The organism is Janthinobacterium aquaticum (assembly GCF_009208565.1).
Lineage (GTDB): Bacteria > Pseudomonadota > Gammaproteobacteria > Burkholderiales > Burkholderiaceae_D > Janthinobacterium.
This window is the reverse complement of record NZ_WFLK01000001.1, coordinates 318,559-336,416: the sequence shown is the minus strand read 5'-3', so window position 1 is coordinate 336,416 and position 17,858 is coordinate 318,559. Positions and strand designations below refer to the sequence as shown.

Sequence of the window (17,858 nt, the reverse complement as noted above, 5' to 3'; positions counted from 1 at the left end):
GTCCGCCGAGGCCGCAGAGCCATAATCCCGCCACCGTATCAGCCAGCGCCACTCACGTCACCACATTGATCGGTGCCCCACGCTCGAACGCTTCCACATTATCGATCAGCATGTCGGCCAGCAGCTGCATCGCCTCGCCGCTGGCCCAGGCCGTATGCGGGGTCAGGATAAAGTTCGGCAGGCGCAGCGCCAGCAGCGGGTTGTCGGGCAGTGGCGGCTCTTTCGACAGCACATCGAAGCCGGCGCCGGCAATCACGCCGCGCGTGAGGGCGTCGGCCAGCGCCGCCTCGTCGACCAGGCCGCCGCGCGCCGTATTGATCAGCAGCGCCGACGGCTTCATGCGCGCCAGCTCTGCTGCGCCGATCATGTTGCGCGTCTTGTCGGTCAAGGGCAGGTGCAGGCTGATGATGTCGGAGGTGGCCAGCAGTTCGTCAAAGCTCACTTCAATCACGCCGTCTTCCGCGATGGGCGAACGGTTGTGCACCGCCACCTCCATGCCGAAAGCGCGCGCCAGCTGCGCCACCGACTTGCCCAGCGCGCCGTAGCCGAGCAGGCCCAGGCGGCTGCCGGCCAGGTCGCGGATCGGGTGGCCGAACAGGCAGAAGCGGCTGGACTGCTGCCACAAACCGGCTTCGATATCGGCCCGGTAGGCAATCAGCTGGCGGCGCAGCGCCAGCATCAGCGCCAGCGTATGCTCGGGCACGGTAGCGCGTGCGTAGTCGCGGATATTGGCCACCACGATGCCGCGCGCGCGGCAGGCCGGCAGGTCGATAATGTCGGTGCCGGTCGCGGCCACCGCGATCATTTTCAGATCGGGCAGCTGCGCCAGTTCGGCCTCCCTGAGCGGCACTTTGTTGGTGATGGCGATGCTGGTGCCGGCAAGGCGCGCTACCGTCTCTTCGCTGCCTTTGGTGTGCGCGTGCTCGGCCCAAGTATGGGCGAAGGCCGGGCGGCGCAGATTGGCAATCAGGCTGTCGCGGTCGAGAAAAACAATGCTGTGCTGTGTCATGGAGCGGTACCTTGGTCGGGCCGGCGCACGCCTTGCTGCTGCGTGGCAGGGTGGTTGATAAACATGTCGGCCACCCATTCCACAAACACGCGCACCTTGGCAGACAGGTGGCGGTTCGGCGGATAGATGACATGGATGGGTAAAGGGTCGGATTCCCAGTCGCCGAGCACTTCGACCATTTTGCCTTGTTCGATCAGCGGTTCAAGCATGAACTGCGTCATCTGCGCCAGGCCCAGGCCGGCCAGGCCGGCCGCGGTGTAGGCGTTCGAGTCGTTGACGGCAAGATGGGCCGGCATGGCAACCTGGATGCGCTCGCCGTCGCGCGTGAAATCCCATTCGTAAGTGCGGCCGGTCTTGGCCGAAAAGAAGTTCACGCCACGGTGCTGTTTCAGATCGTTCGGATGCTGCGGCGTGCCGTACATGGCCAGGTACGATGGCGAGGCGCAGGTGATAAAGTGCAGCACGCCGACGCGGCGCGCGATCAGGTTGACGTCACCGAGTTCGCCGCCACGGATGGCGCAGTCAACGCCTTCCTCGATGAGATCGACCGGCCGGTCGCTGCAGCCCAGTTCCAGTTCGATATCGGGAAAGCGTGCAAAGAAGTCGGGCAGGGCAGGGATGATCAATTCACTGGCCAGCGCCGTGGGCGCATCGACGCGCAGCCGCCCGCTCGGGCTCAGGCGCGTGCGCGACAGCGATTCCTCTGCCTCGCGCACGTCGGCCAGAATGCGTACGCAGTGCTCGTAATAGGCGGCGCCGTCAGAGGTAATGCTGACGTGGCGCGTGGTGCGGTTGAGCAGTTTGACCGACAAGCTTGTTTCCAGTGCCTGCACGAGCGTCGAGACGGTGGCCTTGGGCAGCTGCATGTTTTCAGCTGCGCGCGTAAAGCCGCCGGCATCGACTACCTGGATAAACACTTCCATCGCTTGCAGCTTGTTCAACTTGATTTCCTGTCATGTTCTATTTGATTGTTCGGAATCCTGAACAATCAATTCGCCATTGCGCTATTTATCAGATTGTAGAACAAGTTTATAGTTGTTGTACTGCAGCATATTTCTGTCGCAGCAGACTCATCAGGAGAAACATCATGGCTCATCGGAATGGAAACTTTGCATTGTTCGCGCTTTTTGCCAGCGCGCTTGCCTTGTCCGCGATGGTATACACGGACGCTTACTCGCATGCGGCGCAGTCCGAAGCGTCCGGCTATAACGCGCTGACCCACGAGGTTGGCGGCGGTGCCCTGTTGTGTCTCAACGACGCGGCCGCCAGCGTGCTGGCGCCGGTGGTGGCGCAATGAGCGTGATGGCCGACATCGCTCCAATCGAGTCGCTGAAAATACGCGACATCGAGGTGCAGGGCGAGCAGGGGCCGCTGGCCGCGCGCATCTATACGGCTGGCACGGCCGGCATCAAGCGTTCGAGCCTGATCGTGTTCTTCCACGGTGGCGGTTTTGTCGAAGGCGACCTGGACGACGCGGACGATTTCCTGCGCTGCCTGGTGCTGGGCAATCCCGACCATGTGGTGCTGGCCTCGAACTATACGCTGGCCAAGGTGCGGCCTTTCCCGGCCGCCGTCGAAGATGCGCATGCGGTGCTGATGTGGGCAAAAAAGAACAAGACCAAGCTGGGCTGGTCGGGCAAGCAGATGGTGGTGTCGGGCATCGAGGCCGGCGCCAACCTGGCCGCCGTCTGCGCGCTGATGTCGCGCGACCGCGGGGGCCCGCCTTTGGCTGGCCAGATCCTGATCATGCCGATGCTCGACCCGGCGCTGTCGACCTGCTCGATGCGCAGCCTGCCGACCTGCCCGGAGCTGGTGGAAGTGGCGGACGCCTGCGCCGCCGCCTACCGCGGCTACCTGCCCAATGCCACCGACCGCTGCCATCCGTATGCGTCGCCGCTGCATTCGAGCCGGCTGAAGAACCTGCCGCCGGCGCTGATCCTGTCGAGCGAAACTGATCCATTACGCGATGAAGCTGAACAATACGGCAGCAAGCTGATCGCCAACGGCGTCAAGACCACCGTGCGTCGCATGCCGGCCGAGCCGCTGCTGGACCAGGAGGCGCGCAATGAATGCGCGTGCAAGGTCCACGCCCTTAGTGAAATTGCCAGTTTTGTGGCCGGCCTGGCGCCGGAACCGGAGTCATAACGACGCCACAACGCCACCGAAAATCATTCCTTCAAAAAATTACACTTAGTAGTTTACTTTTTGAGTTTCGATTGCTACACTGTGTAGTGTAGTTTGTCAGCAAGAACGTAATTCGCCTGCGTTGTGCACTCGTACAGCCAGCTTTGTCGTCCCCGTCTGTTTTTTGTAAAACAGGCGGTCCCTCCACCGTCGATTTGCGCCATGAGGCGCCTTGAACCGCAGTTTGCTTCGCCAAGCTGGGTGGCGTGCTGCCGCCCATACGATTAGAAATTTTCATATATTAGGGAAATAAAATGAAAAGCACTCAACAATTTTCAGCCTTGCTCAAGCCGCTGGCCGCCTCGCTGGTCGTGGCCGGCCTGGTTGCCTTCAGCCTCGGCGGCTGCGACAGCGCCAACAGCAAGGTGCCTGACGCGCCTGCCGCCGGCGGTCCACCGGTCTCGGCCGCCGCCGTGGTGGAAAAGCAGATCACCGAAACCCAGGAGTTTTCGGGCCGCCTGGAAGCGATCGAACGCGTGCAGATTCGTTCGCGCGTCGGCGGCTTTATTACTTCGGTCAATTTCAAGCCGGGCAGTGAAGTGAAAAAAGGCGATGTGCTGTTCGTGATCGATCCGCGTCCATTCCAGGCCGAAGTGTCGCGCGCCGAAGGCGCCGCCGCCTCGGCCCGCGCCAAGGCCGAACTGGCCAAGCTGGAGCTGGCGCGCGCTGAAAAGCTGCTGGCTGAAAAAGCCATTCCGCAGCGCGAACTCGATGAAAAAGCCTCGAACCTGAAAGAGCTCGACGCCACCGCCCGCGCCGAGCAGGCGTCGTATGAAGCAGCGCGCCTGAACCTGTCGTACACACAGGTACAGGCACCGATCAGTGGCCGTGTCTCGAAGGCTGAAATCACGGTCGGCAACCTGATCGATGCCTCAGCCGTACTGACGTCCGTGGTTTCGACCGACCGCATCTACGCCAGTTTCGACGGCGATGAAGACACCTATCTGCGCGTAGCCGGTACGGCGCAAAAGGGCACACCTGTCACGGTGCGCGTGGGCCTGGCCAACGAGGCCGGCTTCCCGCATGAAGGCAAGCTCGAATTCGTCGACAACCAGCTCGATCCGGCCACCGGCAGCGTGCGCATGCGCGCCACCTTTGCCAATGCCGACCGCATGCTCGTGCCTGGCCTGTTTGCCCGCATCCAGCTCGATGGCGGCAATGGCCCGCAGGCGCAAAGCACGGCTCTGTTGATCAGTGACCGCGCCGTGGGCACCGATCAAAGCCGCAAATACGTCTATGTGGTGAACGCCGACAACAAGGCCGAATACCGCGCCGTGACACTGGGTCCGACCTCGAACGGCCTGCGCGTGGTGCGCGACGGCCTGAAGGCTGGCGAAAAAATCGTCGTCAACGGCCTGCAGCGCGTGCGCCCCGGCGCGCCCGTCACGCCACAGATGGTAGCGATGGATTTTGATCCGCTGGCGCCGGCAGCGGCACCGGCCAAGAAAGAAACAAAAGACGCGACCGTTGCAGCCAAAGCGGCATCGACTTCCAAGGAATAATCATGAATTTTTCACGCTTTTTCATCGACAAGCCGATCTTTGCGGCGGTGCTGTCGATCGTTATTTTCGTGGCCGGGATGCTGTCGATCTTCGGCCTGCCGATCTCCGAATACCCGGACGTGGTGCCGCCATCGGTGGTGGTGCGTGCGCAGTATCCGGGCGCCAACCCGAAGGTGATTGCCGAAACCGTGGCCGCTCCGCTCGAGGAGCAGATCAACGGTGTCGAGAACATGCTCTACATGTCCTCGCAAAACACCTCGGACGGCGCCATGATGCTGACCATTACATTCAAGATCGGCACCAACGTCGAGCAGGCTGAAACGCAGGTGCAAAACCGCGTGCAGCGCGCTTTGCCGCGCCTGCCCGAAGAAGTGCGCCAGATTGGCGTGACGACCGTCAAGTCGTCGCCCAACCTGACCATGGTGGTGCATCTGGTCTCGCCCAACAAGCGCTATGACGATATGTATCTGCGCAACTACGCGGTGCTGAACGTCAAGGACCAGCTGGCGCGCCTGCCCGGCATGGGCGATATCCAGATCTTCGGCGCCGGCGACTACGCCATGCGCATCTGGCTCGATCCGCAAAAGGTCGCTGCCCGCGGCATGACCGCCAATGACGTCGTCGACGCCATCCGCGAGCAGAACGTGCAGGTCGCCGCCGGTGTGATCGGCGCTTCGCCAGCGAAGGACTCGCAGTTCCAGCTGACCGTCAACACCCAGGGCCGCTTGCAGTCACCCGAAGAGTTTGGCGCGATTATCGTGCGTACCAACAGCGACGGCGCCGTCACGCACCTGAAAGATGTGGCGCGCGTGGAAATGGGCGCCAACAGCTACTCGCTGCGCTCCCTGCTGAACAACAATCCGGCCGTCGGCATGGGTATTTTCGAGGCGCCCAACGCCAATGCGCTGCAGCTGTCGTCGGACGTGCGCGCCAAGATGGACGAACTGAAAAAAGACTTCCCGCAAGGCGTGGAATACCGCATCGAATATGACCCGACCCAGTTCGTGCGCTCGTCGATCGAAGCGGTGATCCATACGCTGTTGGAGGCCATTGCGCTGGTGGTGCTGGTGGTGATCATCTTCCTGCAGACCTGGCGCGCGTCCATTATCCCGCTCTTGGCCGTGCCAGTGTCGATTGTCGGTACCTTTGCCGTGATGCTGGGCTTTGGTTTTTCGATCAATACCCTGTCGCTGTTCGGGCTGGTGCTGGCCATCGGTATCGTGGTCGATGACGCCATCGTGGTAGTGGAAAACGTCGAGCGCAATATTGAAGAAGGGCTGTCGCCGCGCGACGCCACCATCCAGGCGATGAAAGAAGTGAGCGGTCCGATCGTGGCCATCGCGCTGGTGCTGTGCGCCGTGTTCGTGCCGATTGCGTTTGTACCTGGCCTGTCGGGCGAGTTCTACCGCCAGTTCGCGCTGACCATTGCCATCTCGACCGTGATCTCGGCATTCAGCTCGCTGACGCTGGCGCCAGCCCTGTCGGCAGCCTTGCTCAAACCGCACGATGCGCCAAAAGACGCGCTGACGCGCGGCATGGACAAGGTCTTCGGCCGCTTCTTTGCCTGGTTCAACCGCTTCTTTGGCCGTGCTTCGCACCGCTATGAAGCCGGCGTCAAGGGTGTGCTGGGCCGAAAGAGCGCATCCTTGGGTGTGTACGCACTGCTGGTGATCGCCGCCGTGTTCGTGTTCAAGGCGGTACCGGCCGGCTTCGTACCAGGGCAGGACAAGCAATATCTGGTGGGCTTTGCGCAATTGCCTGACGCCGCCTCGCTCGACCGTACCGAAGACGTGGTACGCCGCATGTCCGACGTCATCAAGTCGGTGCCAGGCGTGGAGTCGACGATTGCCTTCCCGGGCCTGTCGATCAACGACTTTACCAATGCACCGAATGCCGGCATCGTGTTTGCGACCCTGAAACCGTTTGACGAGCGCACCACCAAGGAATTGTCGGGCGGCGCCATCGCGGCCGAGATCAACAAGCGCCTGGGCGGTATCCAGGACGCCTTTATCATGGTGTTCCCACCACCGCCGGTCAACGGCCTGGGCACCATCGGCGGCTTCAAGATGATGATCGAAGACCGCGGCAACCTCGGTTACGACGCGCTGTACAACGCCACCCAGGCGCTGGCCGGCAAGGCTTACCAGACGCCGGAACTGGCTGGCGTGTTCTCGGGCTACCAGATCAACGTGCCGCAGCTGTTTGCCGATGTGGATCGCGTCAAGGCCAAGCAGATGGGCGTGCCGCTGGCCACCATCTACCAGACCTTGCAGATCAATCTGGGTTCCTTGTACGTGAACGACTTCAACCAGTTTGGCCGTACCTACCAGGTGCGCGTGCAGGCCGACGCCGAGTTCCGTTCGCATGCGCAGGATATCGCGCAACTGAAAGTACGCAACGACAAGGGCGAAATGATCCCGCTGTCGTCGCTGATGCGCGTGAAAGACAGCTATGGCCCGGACCGCGTACAGCGCTACAACGCCTACGCTGCAGCCGACTTCAATGGCGGTGCCGCACCCGGTGTATCGAGTGGCCAGGCGCAGGCGGCACTGGAACGCATCGCCAAGGAAGTGCTGCCACAGGGCATTTCGTATGAATGGACCGAGCTGACCTACCAGGACATCTTGTCCGGCAACACCATGATCTACGTGTTCCCGCTGTGCGTGCTGCTGGTGTTCCTGGTATTGGCTGCCCAGTATGAAAGCTGGACCCTGCCGCTGGCCGTGATCCTGATCGTGCCGATGTCGATCCTGTGCGCTCTCTTGGGCGTGAAGCTGACCGGTGGCGACAACAACGTCTTTACCCAGATTGCGCTGTTCGTGCTGGTGGGGCTGGCGTCGAAAAATGCGATTCTGATCGTGGAATTTGCCCGCGAACTGGAAGACCATGGCCGCACCGTGGTGCAGGCTGCGCTCGAAGCTTGCCGCCTGCGTCTGCGTCCGATCCTGATGACGTCGATCGCGTTCATCATGGGCGTGGTACCACTGGTGTTCTCGCACGGCGCCGGTTCGGAAATGCGTCACGCGATGGGTGTGGCGGTGTTTGCCGGCATGCTGGGCGTGACCTTCTTCGGCCTGTTCCTCACGCCGGTGTTCTATGTTTTGCTGCGCACGCTGGCGCAGCGTTTTGAGAAAAAGCCAGCCGTCTCGATGGACAAACCGGTCGCCAAGCGTCCTACAGCGCCGGTGCTGGATCTGGAAGGAGATGTATCGTGAAAAACAATCTGATGATGCGTAGCGCGAAGTCGACGCTCAAGCCGCTGTTAAGCGTGATGGCCGCCGCCGTGCTGCTGGCCGCCTGCTCGACGCCGCAGTTTATCCAGCCGCAAATCGATACGCCAGCGGCGTTCAAGGAGCCGCAGTCGCTGGCCGCTCCGGTAGTGCAGACGGCGCCCGACGGCACGCGCTGGGCGCCGGCCCAGGTCAGCTACGCCGAGCGCCAGGCGCGCGGCCAGTGGTGGCTGGCGTTTAACGACGCCACCCTGACGGCGCTGATCGGCGAGGCCACGCAGGCCAACGCCAACCTGGCTGTTGCCGCCGCCCGCGTCAAGCAGGCGCGCGCAATTGCCGGCATCGCCGAAGCGGACCGTATTCCGCAGGTGGGCGTCAATGTCGGCGGGCAGCGCACGCGGGCCTCGAACGTGTCGCTGGGCCTGCCCAACGGCGCGCCGGTGGCCGCTACCAATGTCTATCAGGCCAACCTGACGGCCAGCTACGAAGTCGACCTGTTCGGCCGCGTGGCAGCCAATGTCAGCGCGGCGCGCAGCGATGCGCTGGCAGTCGAGGCAACTTATCGCTCTGTGCTGCTGTCCCTGCAGGCCGATGTGGCGCAGACCTATTTCCAGCTGCGCGCCACGGACGCCGAACTGGCGACACTGGAGCAGACGGTGCGCCTGCGTGAAGAAAGCGTGCATGTCAACCAGCGCCGCTACGACCTGGGCGATATCGGCGAATTCGATCTGTCGCGCGCCCGCACCGAACTGTCGACGGCGCGCGCCGAGGCGATCGGCCTGCAGCGCCAGCGCGCCACCAGCGAACATGCGCTGGCAGTGTTGCTGGGCAAACCGGCGGCCAGCTTTACGGCCGGCGCCAATCCGCTGCAGGACAGTGCGTTCCTGCCGCTGATACCGGCCGGCCTGCCATCGACGCTCCTGGAGCGCCGGCCCGATATCGCCTCGGCCCAGCGCACCATGGAAGCGGCCAATGCGCGCATCGGCGTGGCCCGTTCGGCCATGTTCCCGGCGTTGAGCCTGAACGCTTCGGGTGGCGGCGCCTCCGATACGTTCTCCGATATCTTCAAGTGGAGCAGCCGCTCCTGGCTGCTGGGCGCCTTGCTGTCGATGCCGGTGATCGATGGTGGCCGCAACAAGGCCGCCATCACGCGCAGCGAAGGCCAGCTTGACGAGTCGGTAGCCAGCTACCGCCAGAGCGTGCTGGTGGCGTTTGCCGAGGTGGAAGACAACCTGGCTGGCCTGCGCATCCTGTCGGGCCAGACGCAGCAGATCGACGAGGCCGTGGTATCGGCGCGCCGCTCGGCCGACCTGGCACAAAAGCTGTACGACGCCGGCCGTTCCAGCTACCTGGACCTGCTCGACGCGCAGCGCAACCTGGCCACCATCGAGCGCAACGCGGTGCAACTGCGTGGCAACCGCGCCGTCACCACCGTGGCGCTGATCCGCGCCCTGGGCGGTGGCTGGGGCGAGGCCGAGCCGCAGGTAGCGGCCAACTAGTTTTCCGGCACTGCGGGCTGGCATGGGCCGGCCCGCAGCAAGGAAACCATCTTCAGGGCGGTGCAATGCATGGGCATTGCGCCGCTTTTCTTTTGTCCATAAAAAAAACAGGTCCGTTTCCGGACCTGTTCATCATGCTTGAACAAAGTTTGCTGCGCTTATTTGGCTGCTGCAGCTTCGGCAGCCGCTGCGGTCACGTCCTTGCCAGTGGTGACGTTCTTGGCCTTTTTATGCTTGGCTTTCTTGTGCGCTGGCTTGGCTGCCGGCGCCGCAGTGTCCACCTTGGCCGCTTCTGCTGCCGCTGCGGTGACGGGTGTTACTGCCGCTGCCGGTGCGGCGGCAGGCGCCTGGGCAAAAGCGGCGGTGGCAAACAGGCTGGCGATCAGTGTAGCAAATACTTTTTTCATGACGGTATCCTCGGTATGTGATGAACAGGTATTTCTTGTCAGACTGTAGCAGGTTTATTTGGCCGGCGCTGTAGCACTGGCGTCGACTGCTTTTTCATTGGCCTTGACCTTGGCTTTGGCTGCCTTGTGATGGGCCTTGGTCTTGGCGACCTTGGCATCGGCCTTGGCGCTGGCCACGTCGGCTTTTGCGTCAGCGACTGCTGCCGCTTCCTTGGCGTCGGCTTTGGCGACAGCTTTGGTTTCTTTCGCTTCCGCTTTCACCACTTCCTTGGTGTGTGCAGCCTGGGCTTTCGCTTCAGCGGGAGCCGCTGGCGTCTGGGCAAAAGCGGCGCTGGCGAACAGACCGGCGATCAGGGTGGCGCTCAGGTTCAAGATGCTTTTTTTCATGGTGCAGTCCTCAGTAGTGGTGGATGTTCGTATTTGTCTGTGCCGGGAAGTTTCCCTTGTCACTGAGCAGAAAACGCGGCCCGGTACGCTGCCGTTGACGCGCTTTACAAACGCTTACAACCCGCCCGTATCGGCTTGCGCGCCTGACTAAAAAATAGTTGAATCCGATGTGCCGGGGAGGGCGTAAAAGTCCATGCAATCATGCACACGCCACTATGGAAAACGGGCAGCCAGCCTGCCAGTGTTCCCTCACCGGAGATCATCATGCGTACTTTCGTTCCCGCAGTCCTGTTTGCCACTTCCATGCTCGCTACCGGCGCCGGTTTTGCCGCCGACATGAACACCATGGTTGGCGGCCAGAGCATGTATCCCAGCAAGGACATCGTCGACAATGCCGTCAACTCAGCCGATCACACGACGCTGGTGGCTGCCGTCAAGGCTGCAGGGCTGGTCGATACCTTGAAAGGCAAGGGGCCATTTACGGTGTTTGCGCCGACCAATGCGGCCTTTGCCAAGCTGCCGGCCGGCACGGTTGAAACGCTGGTCAAGCCGGAAAGCAAAGAAACGCTGACCAAGATTCTCACCTATCACGTCGTACCGGGAAAATACGACTTCAAGGCGCTGGCGCGTGAAATCAAGATGCATGATGGCAAAGCCACGCTGCCCACCGCCAGTGGCGGCAAGCTGATGTTCGCCATGAACGGCATGCACAATATCGTGGTGATGGACGAAAGCGGCAACACAGCCAATATCAGCACTTACGACGTCTATCAATCCAACGGCGTGATCAACGTGATCGATACCGTGCTGATGCCGAAATAAAGCGCCAGACTAAAAAAAACAGGGTTGAAGAACCCTGTTTTTTAGTGTCGCCGTAACGATTACTTGGTTTGTGCGGCTTCGGCTGCCGGTGCGGTGACTGCCTTGTCGCCGGTTGCGGCTTTCTTGGCCTTTTTGTGCTTGGCTTTCTTGTGTTCAGCCTTGGCAGCTGGCGCTGGCGTTTCAGCTTTGGCGGCTGCTGCTGCCGGCGCCGTCACGGGGGCTGCCGGTGCTGCCGGTGCTGCGGCAGGGGCTTGGGCAAAAGCGGCGGTAGCGAACAGGCTGGCGATCAGGGTGGCGAATACTTTTTTCATGATGAAATCCTCGATAAATAATGAAGTGATGTAATGGGTGTTGCGTACTGCAATGACTGGTCAGCCTGGCTTATTTTGCTGGCGCCGCTGGTGCTGCCGGTGCAGCTTCTGCCACTTTCTCGTCAGCTTTCACTTTGGCCTTGGCGGCTTTGTGATGGGCTTTGGCTTTGCTTACTTTTGCGTCGGCCTTGGCGCTGGCCACGTCGGCCTTGGCATCGGCTACGGCTGCCGCTTCTTTTGCATCAGCCTTGACGACAGCCTTGGTTTCTTTGGCGTCAGCCTTGGCCACTTCTTTGGTATGGACCGCTTTTGCTTTGGCATCGGCTGGCGTGGCTGGGGTCTGGGCGAAGGCGGCGCTAGCGAACAGGCCGGCGATCAGGGTGGCGCTCAGGTTCAAGATGCTTTTTTTCATGGTGCAGTCCTCAGTGATGGTTGTTTGTGTCTTTGTGGTGCAGGGATGATTCCCGTGTCACTGAGGAGAAAACGCAGCCCGTCACGCAGGCGTTGACGGGCTTTACAATCGCTTACAACTGGCTCGATTTGAGGAGGCGTGCGCGCCGCTTGCGCAGCCAGATAATCAGACCGGTGGCGCTCAGCATCGCCACCACCAGCCCCATGGCCGAGATCAGCACGCGCCCTGGCAGGCCGAGGATGCGCCCGGAATGCAGTGGAAACTGCGCCTGCAAAAAGATATCGCCAGCGCTGCCCGTGCCGGGAATCACGCCGCCCGCCGCGCTGCCGTCGCGGCCATCGAAATACAGCCACGCATTGCCAAGGCCACCGTCGCCATGGTCGTTGTCGGCGTTGAAAAAACCGACGCCATACAGGCCGTAAGCCGAGGAATAGAACACGCCGCCGGCCGGCAGCTGCCAGCCGCGTTTGGCCGCTTCGGCTTTGGCCAGGGCCACCGCCTGTTCGCGCGTGAGCAGTGGCTCGACCGGTTTGTCGGGCGCTTGCGGAGTGCGGCTGTCAAAGGCGTTCGGGCTGAGGGTGGAAAACTTCGCTACCAGCGGTCGCATCAGCTGCGTCTGCAGATTCATCGACACCGACGTCACCGCCAGTATCAACAGCAGCAGCCAGACCCATACACCGCCGGAGCGATGCAGATCGAAATTCAGCCGGTGGCCGCCTTGCTGCCAGCGGAAAGCCAGCGATTTGCGCCAGCTGCGCCAGTTGGGGAACGACAGGTAGAGGGCGATAAAGCAGTCGAAAAACCACACGATGCCGATAATGCCCATAAACCAGATGCCGAATTCGATGCCCCAGCCGCTCGGTATATGCATGGTGTAATGCAGCTTGTACAGGAACGGCAGGAGGTTTTCGCGCGCCAGCGAGATGTCTCCCCACTGGCGCGCGCCCTGCAGCTTGCCAGTCACGGGATCGACGGCCAACTGGTTGAAGCCCAGTTCATGCAGCTTGCCGGTGGCAGGGTCGAGCCTGGGTTCGACCGACATCAGCGCCGTATGGCCTGCTTCAAGCGTAGTCAAGGTGTAGTTGACGCGCAGGCGTGGATCGTTCGCTTCGACCTGGCGCGCCAGCGCCAGTCCCGACTGCGCACCGCCAGCATGCTCGCCGCTGGCGGCATGGAACAGCTGCGGGTTGAGCCAGGCATCGAGCTCGTGATCCCACGAAATCACGGCGCCGGTCAGCCCGGAAATAAACAGGAATAGCGCCACCGCCAGCCCAAACCAGCGGTGCAGCACGACCAGCGGGGAACGCAGCGTCATTTAGTACTTCCAGCTCAGGGTGGCGCTGCCATTGCGCCCGGCTGCGTACAGCGACTGGTCCCAGTACAGGCTGGTCAGGTGCTTTTTATCGGTGACGTTGTTGAGGTTGAGCGCCAGGCTGACGTTCTTGCTCAGGTCATAGCTGGCCATCAGGCCCAGCTCGGCATAGGCGCCCTGGCGCAGCGTGACGGCGTCGCTGACAGCCAGATGAATCTGGTCCTGCCAGCGCAAGGTGGCGCCCACTTTCAGTTTCGGCACGGCGGGCAGTTGATAGGTGCTCGACAGGTGGAACTGCTTGCGCGGGATGAAAGTGCGCGCAGCCTTGCCGTCGTTGCCCGTGATGCTCAGCTGCGCATAGCCGGCGCTGGCCTGCCACCCTTTGGCCAGCTGGCCCGATGCATCGAACTCGAAGCCTTTCGAGTCCGAATCGACGCCGCGGTAGATCGTCTTGAAGTCGGCGGTGGTGCCGGCCGCCTCGGCCACGTTCTGCTGGCGCGTCTTGAAGACGGCCCCCGACAGGTTCAGCCGGCCGTCAAGCAATTCGCTTTTCAGGCCCAGTTCCAGGCTTTTGCCCTTGGCCGCAGCTAGCGTCTGGCCGTTGGCGTCGGTATCGCTTTGCGGATTGAAGATCTCGGTATAGCTGGCATAGGCCGACACGCTGCGGTTGATGTCATAGACCAGGCCCAGGTAAGGCGTGGTATCGCTTTGCGACTTGGCGTGGCTGACGCCATAGGCGCTGCCGCTGCTGTCGACCTTGACGGCGTTGACGCCGGCCAGCAGCTTGGTATTGTCGGCCAGGTTGAAGCGCGCGGCCACAAAGGCGTTCTTGCGTGTGTCGCTGTATTGGCTGCCGTCGGTGGACGCATCAAACAGCGGTTCAGGGTAAGTGCCGTCAAAGGCGCCGCTGGCCGACAGCTCGGTACCGATGCCGCGCCCGTACCAGGACACGTTGTTCAGGCGCGACTTGGACCAGCTGGCGCCGAAGGTCAGGTCATGCTGGCGCCCGCCCAGAGCGAATTTGCCGGTGGCCGAAACGTCGGCCAGGCTTTGCTCGTTGTGCGAAGCGTACTGTGACGGATAGCTGTACAGGCCGACGCCGGTGGCGCGGTCCGGCGTGCCGTATACATACAGCAGCTTGGACGCCTCGTTGGCCTTGGTATGGGTCAGCGTGGTCCTGATGCTCCAGTCGGCGTTGATGCGGTGCGCCAGTTCGGCAAAGGTGCTGTTTGTTTCCGTGTTCCAGTACGACCAGTTGGCCGAGGTCGAGGTGGAAATCGGGTAGTCGGTCTGCGTATTGTCGCTGTAGTACATCGGCAGCGCGCCCCACATGCCGCCGCGCGCCTTGTTCATCTGGTAGGCGTGGCCCACGGTGAATGTGGTGGCATCGGTCAGCTTCGCTTCCACCACCGCGTAGGCAACGTCTTTTTTTGGCGAATAGCGATCCAGATACGAGTCGCCGTCCTGGTGCGCCAGCACGAAGCGCGCCGATACCTTGCCATCGCTCGACAGCGGTGTCGATACATCGGCGTCAAGCCGGCGCGTATTCCACGAGCCGAGCGTCAGCGCTGCCGATGCCGCCAGCCCGGCGGTCGGTCGCTTGCGCACGAAGTTGATGGTGGCCGACGGATTGCCGGTCGAGGAAATGAGTCCATTGGCGCCGCGCACCACATCGACGCGCTCGTACAGGGCCGTATCGAGGTCGCCCGAGACGTTGCCGAACACCAGCGGCATGCCCACGCCGTCGTACTGGAAGTTGGTGATGTCGTAGCCGCGCGCGGTGTAATAGGTACGGTCCGTTTCCACCGCTTCGACCGTCACGCCGGTGCTTTGCGCCAGCACCCGGTTGACGTTGTCGAGCCGGAAGTCGTCCATCTGCGCGCGCGTGACCACCGACACCGACTGCGGCGTTTCGCGCAGCGACAGTTCCATTTTGCTGGCCGAAGCGCTGCTGCGCGCGGTGTAGGCGTCCGCTTCGTGGCTGGCCGTGACGGTAATCGTTTGCATGGTCGCCGCATCGTCGGCGTCGCCTGCAGGCTGCCCGGCCTGCGCCATGCTGCTGCCGAGAGCGATCGAAATGGCCAGCGCCACGGGGCGCAGTGCAGGCAGGCGGACAGGGAATGGGGTGGCGCGAACGGACATGCGGTGCTGCATAACTGAGACTCCAGGAATAAGAATAAAGGTAATAATGAGAACCATTCTCAATTTTAGCTGTAATCGGAACGTTCGTGTAGTGTGTTCAACCGTTAAAGGCAGTTATCAGCTTGTATTTACCTGTTTTTACAAAGCGCTGTTGTTCGGGCATTGATGCCGGCATGGCGGGCATTGGCCGCATACTGTGCGCTCCGGTTGTTGCGCGCGCTAGAATCATGCCTTCTTTTGCCAGATACTGCGTGCTCCAGCCATGTCCATTTCCACCTTGTATGCCACCGAGCCGATCGTGCATGATCGGCGCCTCGTGCGGCTGTACCTGCAACAGTCCATGCTGCGTTTTTACGCCTGCTTTTTGCCGTTCATGGCAATCCTTGCCGCGCTGTGGCTGACCTTGCTGGGACAACTGCTGTCCGGTGCAACGCAAAACTGGGCGCCGCTGTGTTTCGGGCTGCCGGCCCTGCTGGCGCCTGCGCTTGGCTGCAAGGGCATGGTGCGGGCGCAACTGCAAAAGTTTTCGGACGAAGGGCGTAGCCTGACTGAAGAGCTGGTCTCGCCGCGTATCGTGCGTGAACTCGCGTCGCCGTTCGACATTTTCACCACCTTTGATTTATGCGCCGAAGCCCTGTCGAGCCTCGCCACTGGCCATGCGCTGGGCTTGAGCGGTCCGCCGGCTTTTGCCCATGACCCGTTCAGGCGCACGATCGTGCTCGGGTCGCAGCGGCCATTTCGCCTGTTCGGCGGCACCGAAGTGCGCCTGCAGGCGGGGGCCGGCGAGAGCGTGCACATCACCATACGGCGCATCGCCAGCGGCGATTTTCTGCGCTTTCAGACCGGCAGCGCGCTGCGCGCCGTCGAGGCAGTGGTGACGCAGCTGCAGGCCAGCATCACGCGCCGCCAGCGGGCGCTCGATACGGCCTCGCGTGCCCAGGCGGCCGAGCGCAGTGCGCTGCAGGCGCGACTGTCCGCCTTGCAGGCCCAGGTCGAACCACATTTTCTGTTCAATACGCTGGCCAATCTCAAATATCTGGTGCGCACCGATGGCAAGGAAGCGCTGCGCATGCTCGATCATCTGATCGCCTATCTGCAAAATGCCATGCCAGACATGCGTTCGGTGTCGTCCACCGTCGGGCGCGAGCTGGCACTGGCGCACGACTATCTGTCGCTGATGCAAATACGCATGGGCCAGCGGCTGCAGTTTGAAGTGGCCGCGCCAGCCTCGCTTGACGCCGTGCCGATGCCGCCGGCCATGCTCATTTCGCTGGTAGAAAACGCGCTCAAACATGGCCTGGCGCTCTTGCAGCAGGCAGGCATGGTGCACATCGCCGCTGCACTCGAAGACCAGGTGCTGGTGCTGCGCGTGCGCGACAACGGTGCCGGCCTGGCCGGCAGCGCGACCCATGGGGAGGGTACGGGCCTGGCCAATATCCATGCCAGACTGGCGCTGCTGTATAACGGGAAAGCGTCGCTGACGGTGATGGCGTGCGCACCATCGGGCACGGAAGCTGTTTTGCGCTTGCCAGTGGCGTTGCCGGAGCAGTCAGCATGATTTCGCGCGCCGTGATTATCGAAGACGAGCCGCTGCTGCGCTCCGAGCTGCGCGACCAGTTGCAGCAACTGTGGCCAGCCCTGCAGATCGTTGGCGAAGCCGATAACGGCGTGGCGGCGCTGGCGCTGATCGATGCGTTGCAGCCGGAGCTGGTTTTCCTCGATATCCAGATGCCCGGCCTGACCGGGCTGGAAGTGGCCGCGCATCTGCCGGCACTGTGCCAAGTGGTGTTTGTGACCGCTTACGCCCAGCATGCGCTGGCCGCGTTTGATGCCGGCGCCGCCGATTATCTGCTCAAACCGCTGTCGGCGGCACGCCTGCTGCAGACCGTGCGCCGCCTGCAAGCGCGCAGCGTGGCGGCCCCACCACCGCCGGCATTGTGGCGGCAACTGGCGCCGGCGCCGGTTTATCTGAAATGGATCAAGGCCTCATCAGGCCAGTCGCTGCGTCTGTTCATGGTCGATGAAATTGATTACTTTCAGGGCGCGGACAAGTACACGCGGGTGATGGGTGCGGCGGGGGAGGGATTGATACGTTTGAGCCTGAAGCAGCTGCTCGAGCAGCTCGACCCGCAGCAGTTCGCCCAGGTGCATCGCAGCAGCATCGTCAACCTGCATGCGGTCGAACGCATCGTCAGGGATGGCGCGGGGATGCAGTTGTATCTGAAGAACGGCCGCGGCGTGCTGGCCGTGAGCGACGCCTACAGCCGCCAGTTCCGGCAGATGTAAGCGCCACTGTCAGCCATTACTTGGCCGCTGGAGCTTCGGCTTTTGCTTCGGCAGCATTGGCTTTGGCCTTGGCTTTGCTGGCCTTGTGATGCGCCTTGGCCTTGCTGGCGTCGGCATCGGCTTTGGCGCTGGCCACGTCGGCTTTGGCGTCCGCCGTTGCTGCTGCTACCTTGGCGTCTGCCTTGGCAACGGCCTTGGTTTCCTTGGCTTCGGCCTTGGCCACTTCCTTGGTGTGCTTGGCTTCAGCCTTGGCCGGGGCGGCAGGCGTCTGGGCAAAGGCTGCGGTAGCGAACAGGCCGGCGATCAGCGTAGCGATAACTTTTTTCATGATGCAGTTCCTTGGAAGTGGTTGGTG

General features: G+C 62.1%; 17 protein-coding genes. 8 read left to right on the top strand and 9 right to left on the bottom strand.

What is annotated here, in order from left to right:
- Window positions 1–52: 52 nt before the first annotated feature.
- Window positions 53–1,009: a D-2-hydroxyacid dehydrogenase gene (locus tag GCM43_RS01455; protein ID WP_152241726.1), complete on the bottom strand. Its 957-nt coding sequence runs from the start codon at window positions 1,007–1,009 to the stop codon at window positions 53–55.
- A complete protein-coding gene (locus tag GCM43_RS01450; protein ID WP_152241725.1) occupies window positions 1,006–1,950 on the bottom strand; it encodes a LysR family transcriptional regulator in 945 nt (314 codons plus the stop codon). The genes GCM43_RS01455 and GCM43_RS01450 overlap by 4 nt, the downstream gene beginning before the upstream one ends.
- A 203-nt stretch (window positions 1,951–2,153) precedes the next feature.
- Between GCM43_RS01450 and GCM43_RS25720 the strand changes: the two genes are divergently transcribed.
- The 5 genes from GCM43_RS25720 to GCM43_RS01430 all read left to right on the top strand — a co-directional run bounded on the left by GCM43_RS25720 (window position 2,154) and on the right by GCM43_RS01430 (window position 9,424).
- Window positions 2,154–2,306: a hypothetical protein gene (locus GCM43_RS25720; protein WP_193315498.1), complete on the top strand. Its 153-nt coding sequence runs from the start codon at window positions 2,154–2,156 to the stop codon at window positions 2,304–2,306.
- On the top strand, window positions 2,303–3,154 hold the full coding sequence (locus tag GCM43_RS01445; RefSeq protein ID WP_152241724.1) for an alpha/beta hydrolase: 852 nt from the start codon (window positions 2,303–2,305) through the stop codon (window positions 3,152–3,154). Before GCM43_RS25720 ends, GCM43_RS01445 begins: the two co-directional genes overlap by 4 nt.
- A 293-nt stretch (window positions 3,155–3,447) precedes the next feature.
- Complete coding sequence (locus GCM43_RS01440) at window positions 3,448–4,695, top strand: efflux RND transporter periplasmic adaptor subunit (RefSeq protein ID WP_152241723.1); 1,248 nt, start codon at window positions 3,448–3,450, stop codon at window positions 4,693–4,695.
- A gap of 2 nt (window positions 4,696–4,697) precedes the next feature.
- Window positions 4,698–7,910 carry an efflux RND transporter permease subunit gene (locus tag GCM43_RS01435; protein WP_152241722.1) on the top strand — a complete coding sequence of 1,071 codons (3,213 nt, stop codon included), beginning with the start codon at window positions 4,698–4,700 and terminating at the stop codon, window positions 7,908–7,910.
- Window positions 7,911–7,924: 14 nt separating this feature from the next.
- Window positions 7,925–9,424, top strand: a complete 1,500-nt coding sequence (locus GCM43_RS01430) for an efflux transporter outer membrane subunit (protein ID WP_152242014.1) — start codon at window positions 7,925–7,927, stop codon at window positions 9,422–9,424.
- A gap of 158 nt (window positions 9,425–9,582) precedes the next feature.
- On the opposite strand, the gene GCM43_RS01425 is transcribed toward GCM43_RS01430, so the two are convergent.
- Together GCM43_RS01425 and GCM43_RS01420 are read right to left on the bottom strand one after the other, a co-directional pair.
- Window positions 9,583–9,831, bottom strand: a complete 249-nt coding sequence (locus tag GCM43_RS01425) for a hypothetical protein (RefSeq protein ID WP_152241721.1) — start codon at window positions 9,829–9,831, stop codon at window positions 9,583–9,585.
- A gap of 54 nt (window positions 9,832–9,885) precedes the next feature.
- On the bottom strand, window positions 9,886–10,218 hold the full coding sequence (locus GCM43_RS01420; protein ID WP_152241720.1) for a hypothetical protein: 333 nt from the start codon (window positions 10,216–10,218) through the stop codon (window positions 9,886–9,888).
- A 264-nt stretch (window positions 10,219–10,482) separates the two neighbouring features.
- Here GCM43_RS01420 and GCM43_RS01415 point away from each other — a divergent pair, with 264 nt between their 5' ends.
- Entirely contained in the window at window positions 10,483–11,040 is a 558-nt protein-coding gene (locus GCM43_RS01415) for a fasciclin domain-containing protein (protein ID WP_193315497.1), read from the top strand.
- A gap of 59 nt (window positions 11,041–11,099) precedes the next feature.
- Here the strand turns inward: GCM43_RS01415 and GCM43_RS25715 are convergent, their stop codons facing one another.
- The 4 genes from GCM43_RS25715 to GCM43_RS01395 all read right to left on the bottom strand — a co-directional run bounded on the left by GCM43_RS25715 (window position 11,100) and on the right by GCM43_RS01395 (window position 15,217).
- Entirely contained in the window at window positions 11,100–11,351 is a 252-nt protein-coding gene (locus GCM43_RS25715; protein ID WP_193315496.1) for a hypothetical protein, read from the bottom strand.
- A gap of 70 nt (window positions 11,352–11,421) precedes the next feature.
- Window positions 11,422–11,763 carry a hypothetical protein gene (locus GCM43_RS01405; RefSeq protein ID WP_152241718.1) on the bottom strand — a complete coding sequence of 114 codons (342 nt, stop codon included), beginning with the start codon at window positions 11,761–11,763 and terminating at the stop codon, window positions 11,422–11,424.
- A 112-nt stretch (window positions 11,764–11,875) separates the two neighbouring features.
- A complete protein-coding gene (locus GCM43_RS01400; RefSeq protein ID WP_152242012.1) occupies window positions 11,876–13,072 on the bottom strand; it encodes a PepSY-associated TM helix domain-containing protein in 1,197 nt (398 codons plus the stop codon).
- 6 nt (window positions 13,073–13,078) lie between these two features.
- Window positions 13,079–15,217 carry a TonB-dependent siderophore receptor gene (locus GCM43_RS01395; RefSeq protein ID WP_152241717.1) on the bottom strand — a complete coding sequence of 713 codons (2,139 nt, stop codon included), beginning with the start codon at window positions 15,215–15,217 and terminating at the stop codon, window positions 13,079–13,081.
- A gap of 262 nt (window positions 15,218–15,479) precedes the next feature.
- Here GCM43_RS01395 and GCM43_RS01390 point away from each other — a divergent pair, with 262 nt between their 5' ends.
- Together GCM43_RS01390 and GCM43_RS01385 are read left to right on the top strand one after the other, a co-directional pair.
- Window positions 15,480–16,775 carry a sensor histidine kinase gene (locus GCM43_RS01390; protein ID WP_152241716.1) on the top strand — a complete coding sequence of 432 codons (1,296 nt, stop codon included), beginning with the start codon at window positions 15,480–15,482 and terminating at the stop codon, window positions 16,773–16,775.
- Entirely contained in the window at window positions 16,772–17,503 is a 732-nt protein-coding gene (locus GCM43_RS01385; RefSeq protein WP_152241715.1) for a LytR/AlgR family response regulator transcription factor, read from the top strand. The genes GCM43_RS01390 and GCM43_RS01385 overlap by 4 nt, the downstream gene beginning before the upstream one ends.
- Before the next feature lie 16 nt (window positions 17,504–17,519).
- Here the strand turns inward: GCM43_RS01385 and GCM43_RS01380 are convergent, their stop codons facing one another.
- Window positions 17,520–17,831, bottom strand: coding sequence for a hypothetical protein (locus GCM43_RS01380; protein ID WP_152241714.1), 312 nt, complete (start codon window positions 17,829–17,831; stop codon window positions 17,520–17,522).
- Window positions 17,832–17,858: the final 27 nt, after the last annotated feature.

Excerpts from the sequence above, each read along its gene's own strand:
- GCM43_RS01455 (WP_152241726.1), bottom strand. The coding sequence starts at position 1,009 with ATGACACAGCACAGCATTGTTTTTCTCGACCGCGACAGCCTGATTGCC.
- GCM43_RS01445 (WP_152241724.1), top strand. The coding sequence starts at position 2,303 with ATGAGCGTGATGGCCGACATCGCTCCAATCGAGTCGCTGAAAATACGC.
- GCM43_RS01440 (WP_152241723.1), top strand. The coding sequence starts at position 3,448 with ATGAAAAGCACTCAACAATTTTCAGCCTTGCTCAAGCCGCTGGCCGCC.
- GCM43_RS01435 (WP_152241722.1), top strand. The coding sequence starts at position 4,698 with ATGAATTTTTCACGCTTTTTCATCGACAAGCCGATCTTTGCGGCGGTG.
- GCM43_RS01430 (WP_152242014.1), top strand. The coding sequence starts at position 7,925 with ATGCGTAGCGCGAAGTCGACGCTCAAGCCGCTGTTAAGCGTGATGGCC.
- GCM43_RS01425 (WP_152241721.1), bottom strand. The coding sequence starts at position 9,831 with ATGAAAAAAGTATTTGCTACACTGATCGCCAGCCTGTTTGCCACCGCC.
- GCM43_RS01420 (WP_152241720.1), bottom strand. The coding sequence starts at position 10,218 with ATGAAAAAAAGCATCTTGAACCTGAGCGCCACCCTGATCGCCGGTCTG.
- GCM43_RS01415 (WP_193315497.1), top strand. The coding sequence starts at position 10,483 with ATGCGTACTTTCGTTCCCGCAGTCCTGTTTGCCACTTCCATGCTCGCT.
- GCM43_RS25715 (WP_193315496.1), bottom strand. The coding sequence starts at position 11,351 with ATGAAAAAAGTATTCGCCACCCTGATCGCCAGCCTGTTCGCTACCGCC.
- GCM43_RS01405 (WP_152241718.1), bottom strand. The coding sequence starts at position 11,763 with ATGAAAAAAAGCATCTTGAACCTGAGCGCCACCCTGATCGCCGGCCTG.
- GCM43_RS01395 (WP_152241717.1), bottom strand. The coding sequence starts at position 15,217 with ATGTCCGTTCGCGCCACCCCATTCCCTGTCCGCCTGCCTGCACTGCGC.
- GCM43_RS01390 (WP_152241716.1), top strand. The coding sequence starts at position 15,480 with ATGTCCATTTCCACCTTGTATGCCACCGAGCCGATCGTGCATGATCGG.
- GCM43_RS01385 (WP_152241715.1), top strand. The coding sequence starts at position 16,772 with ATGATTTCGCGCGCCGTGATTATCGAAGACGAGCCGCTGCTGCGCTCC.
- GCM43_RS01380 (WP_152241714.1), bottom strand. The coding sequence starts at position 17,831 with ATGAAAAAAGTTATCGCTACGCTGATCGCCGGCCTGTTCGCTACCGCA.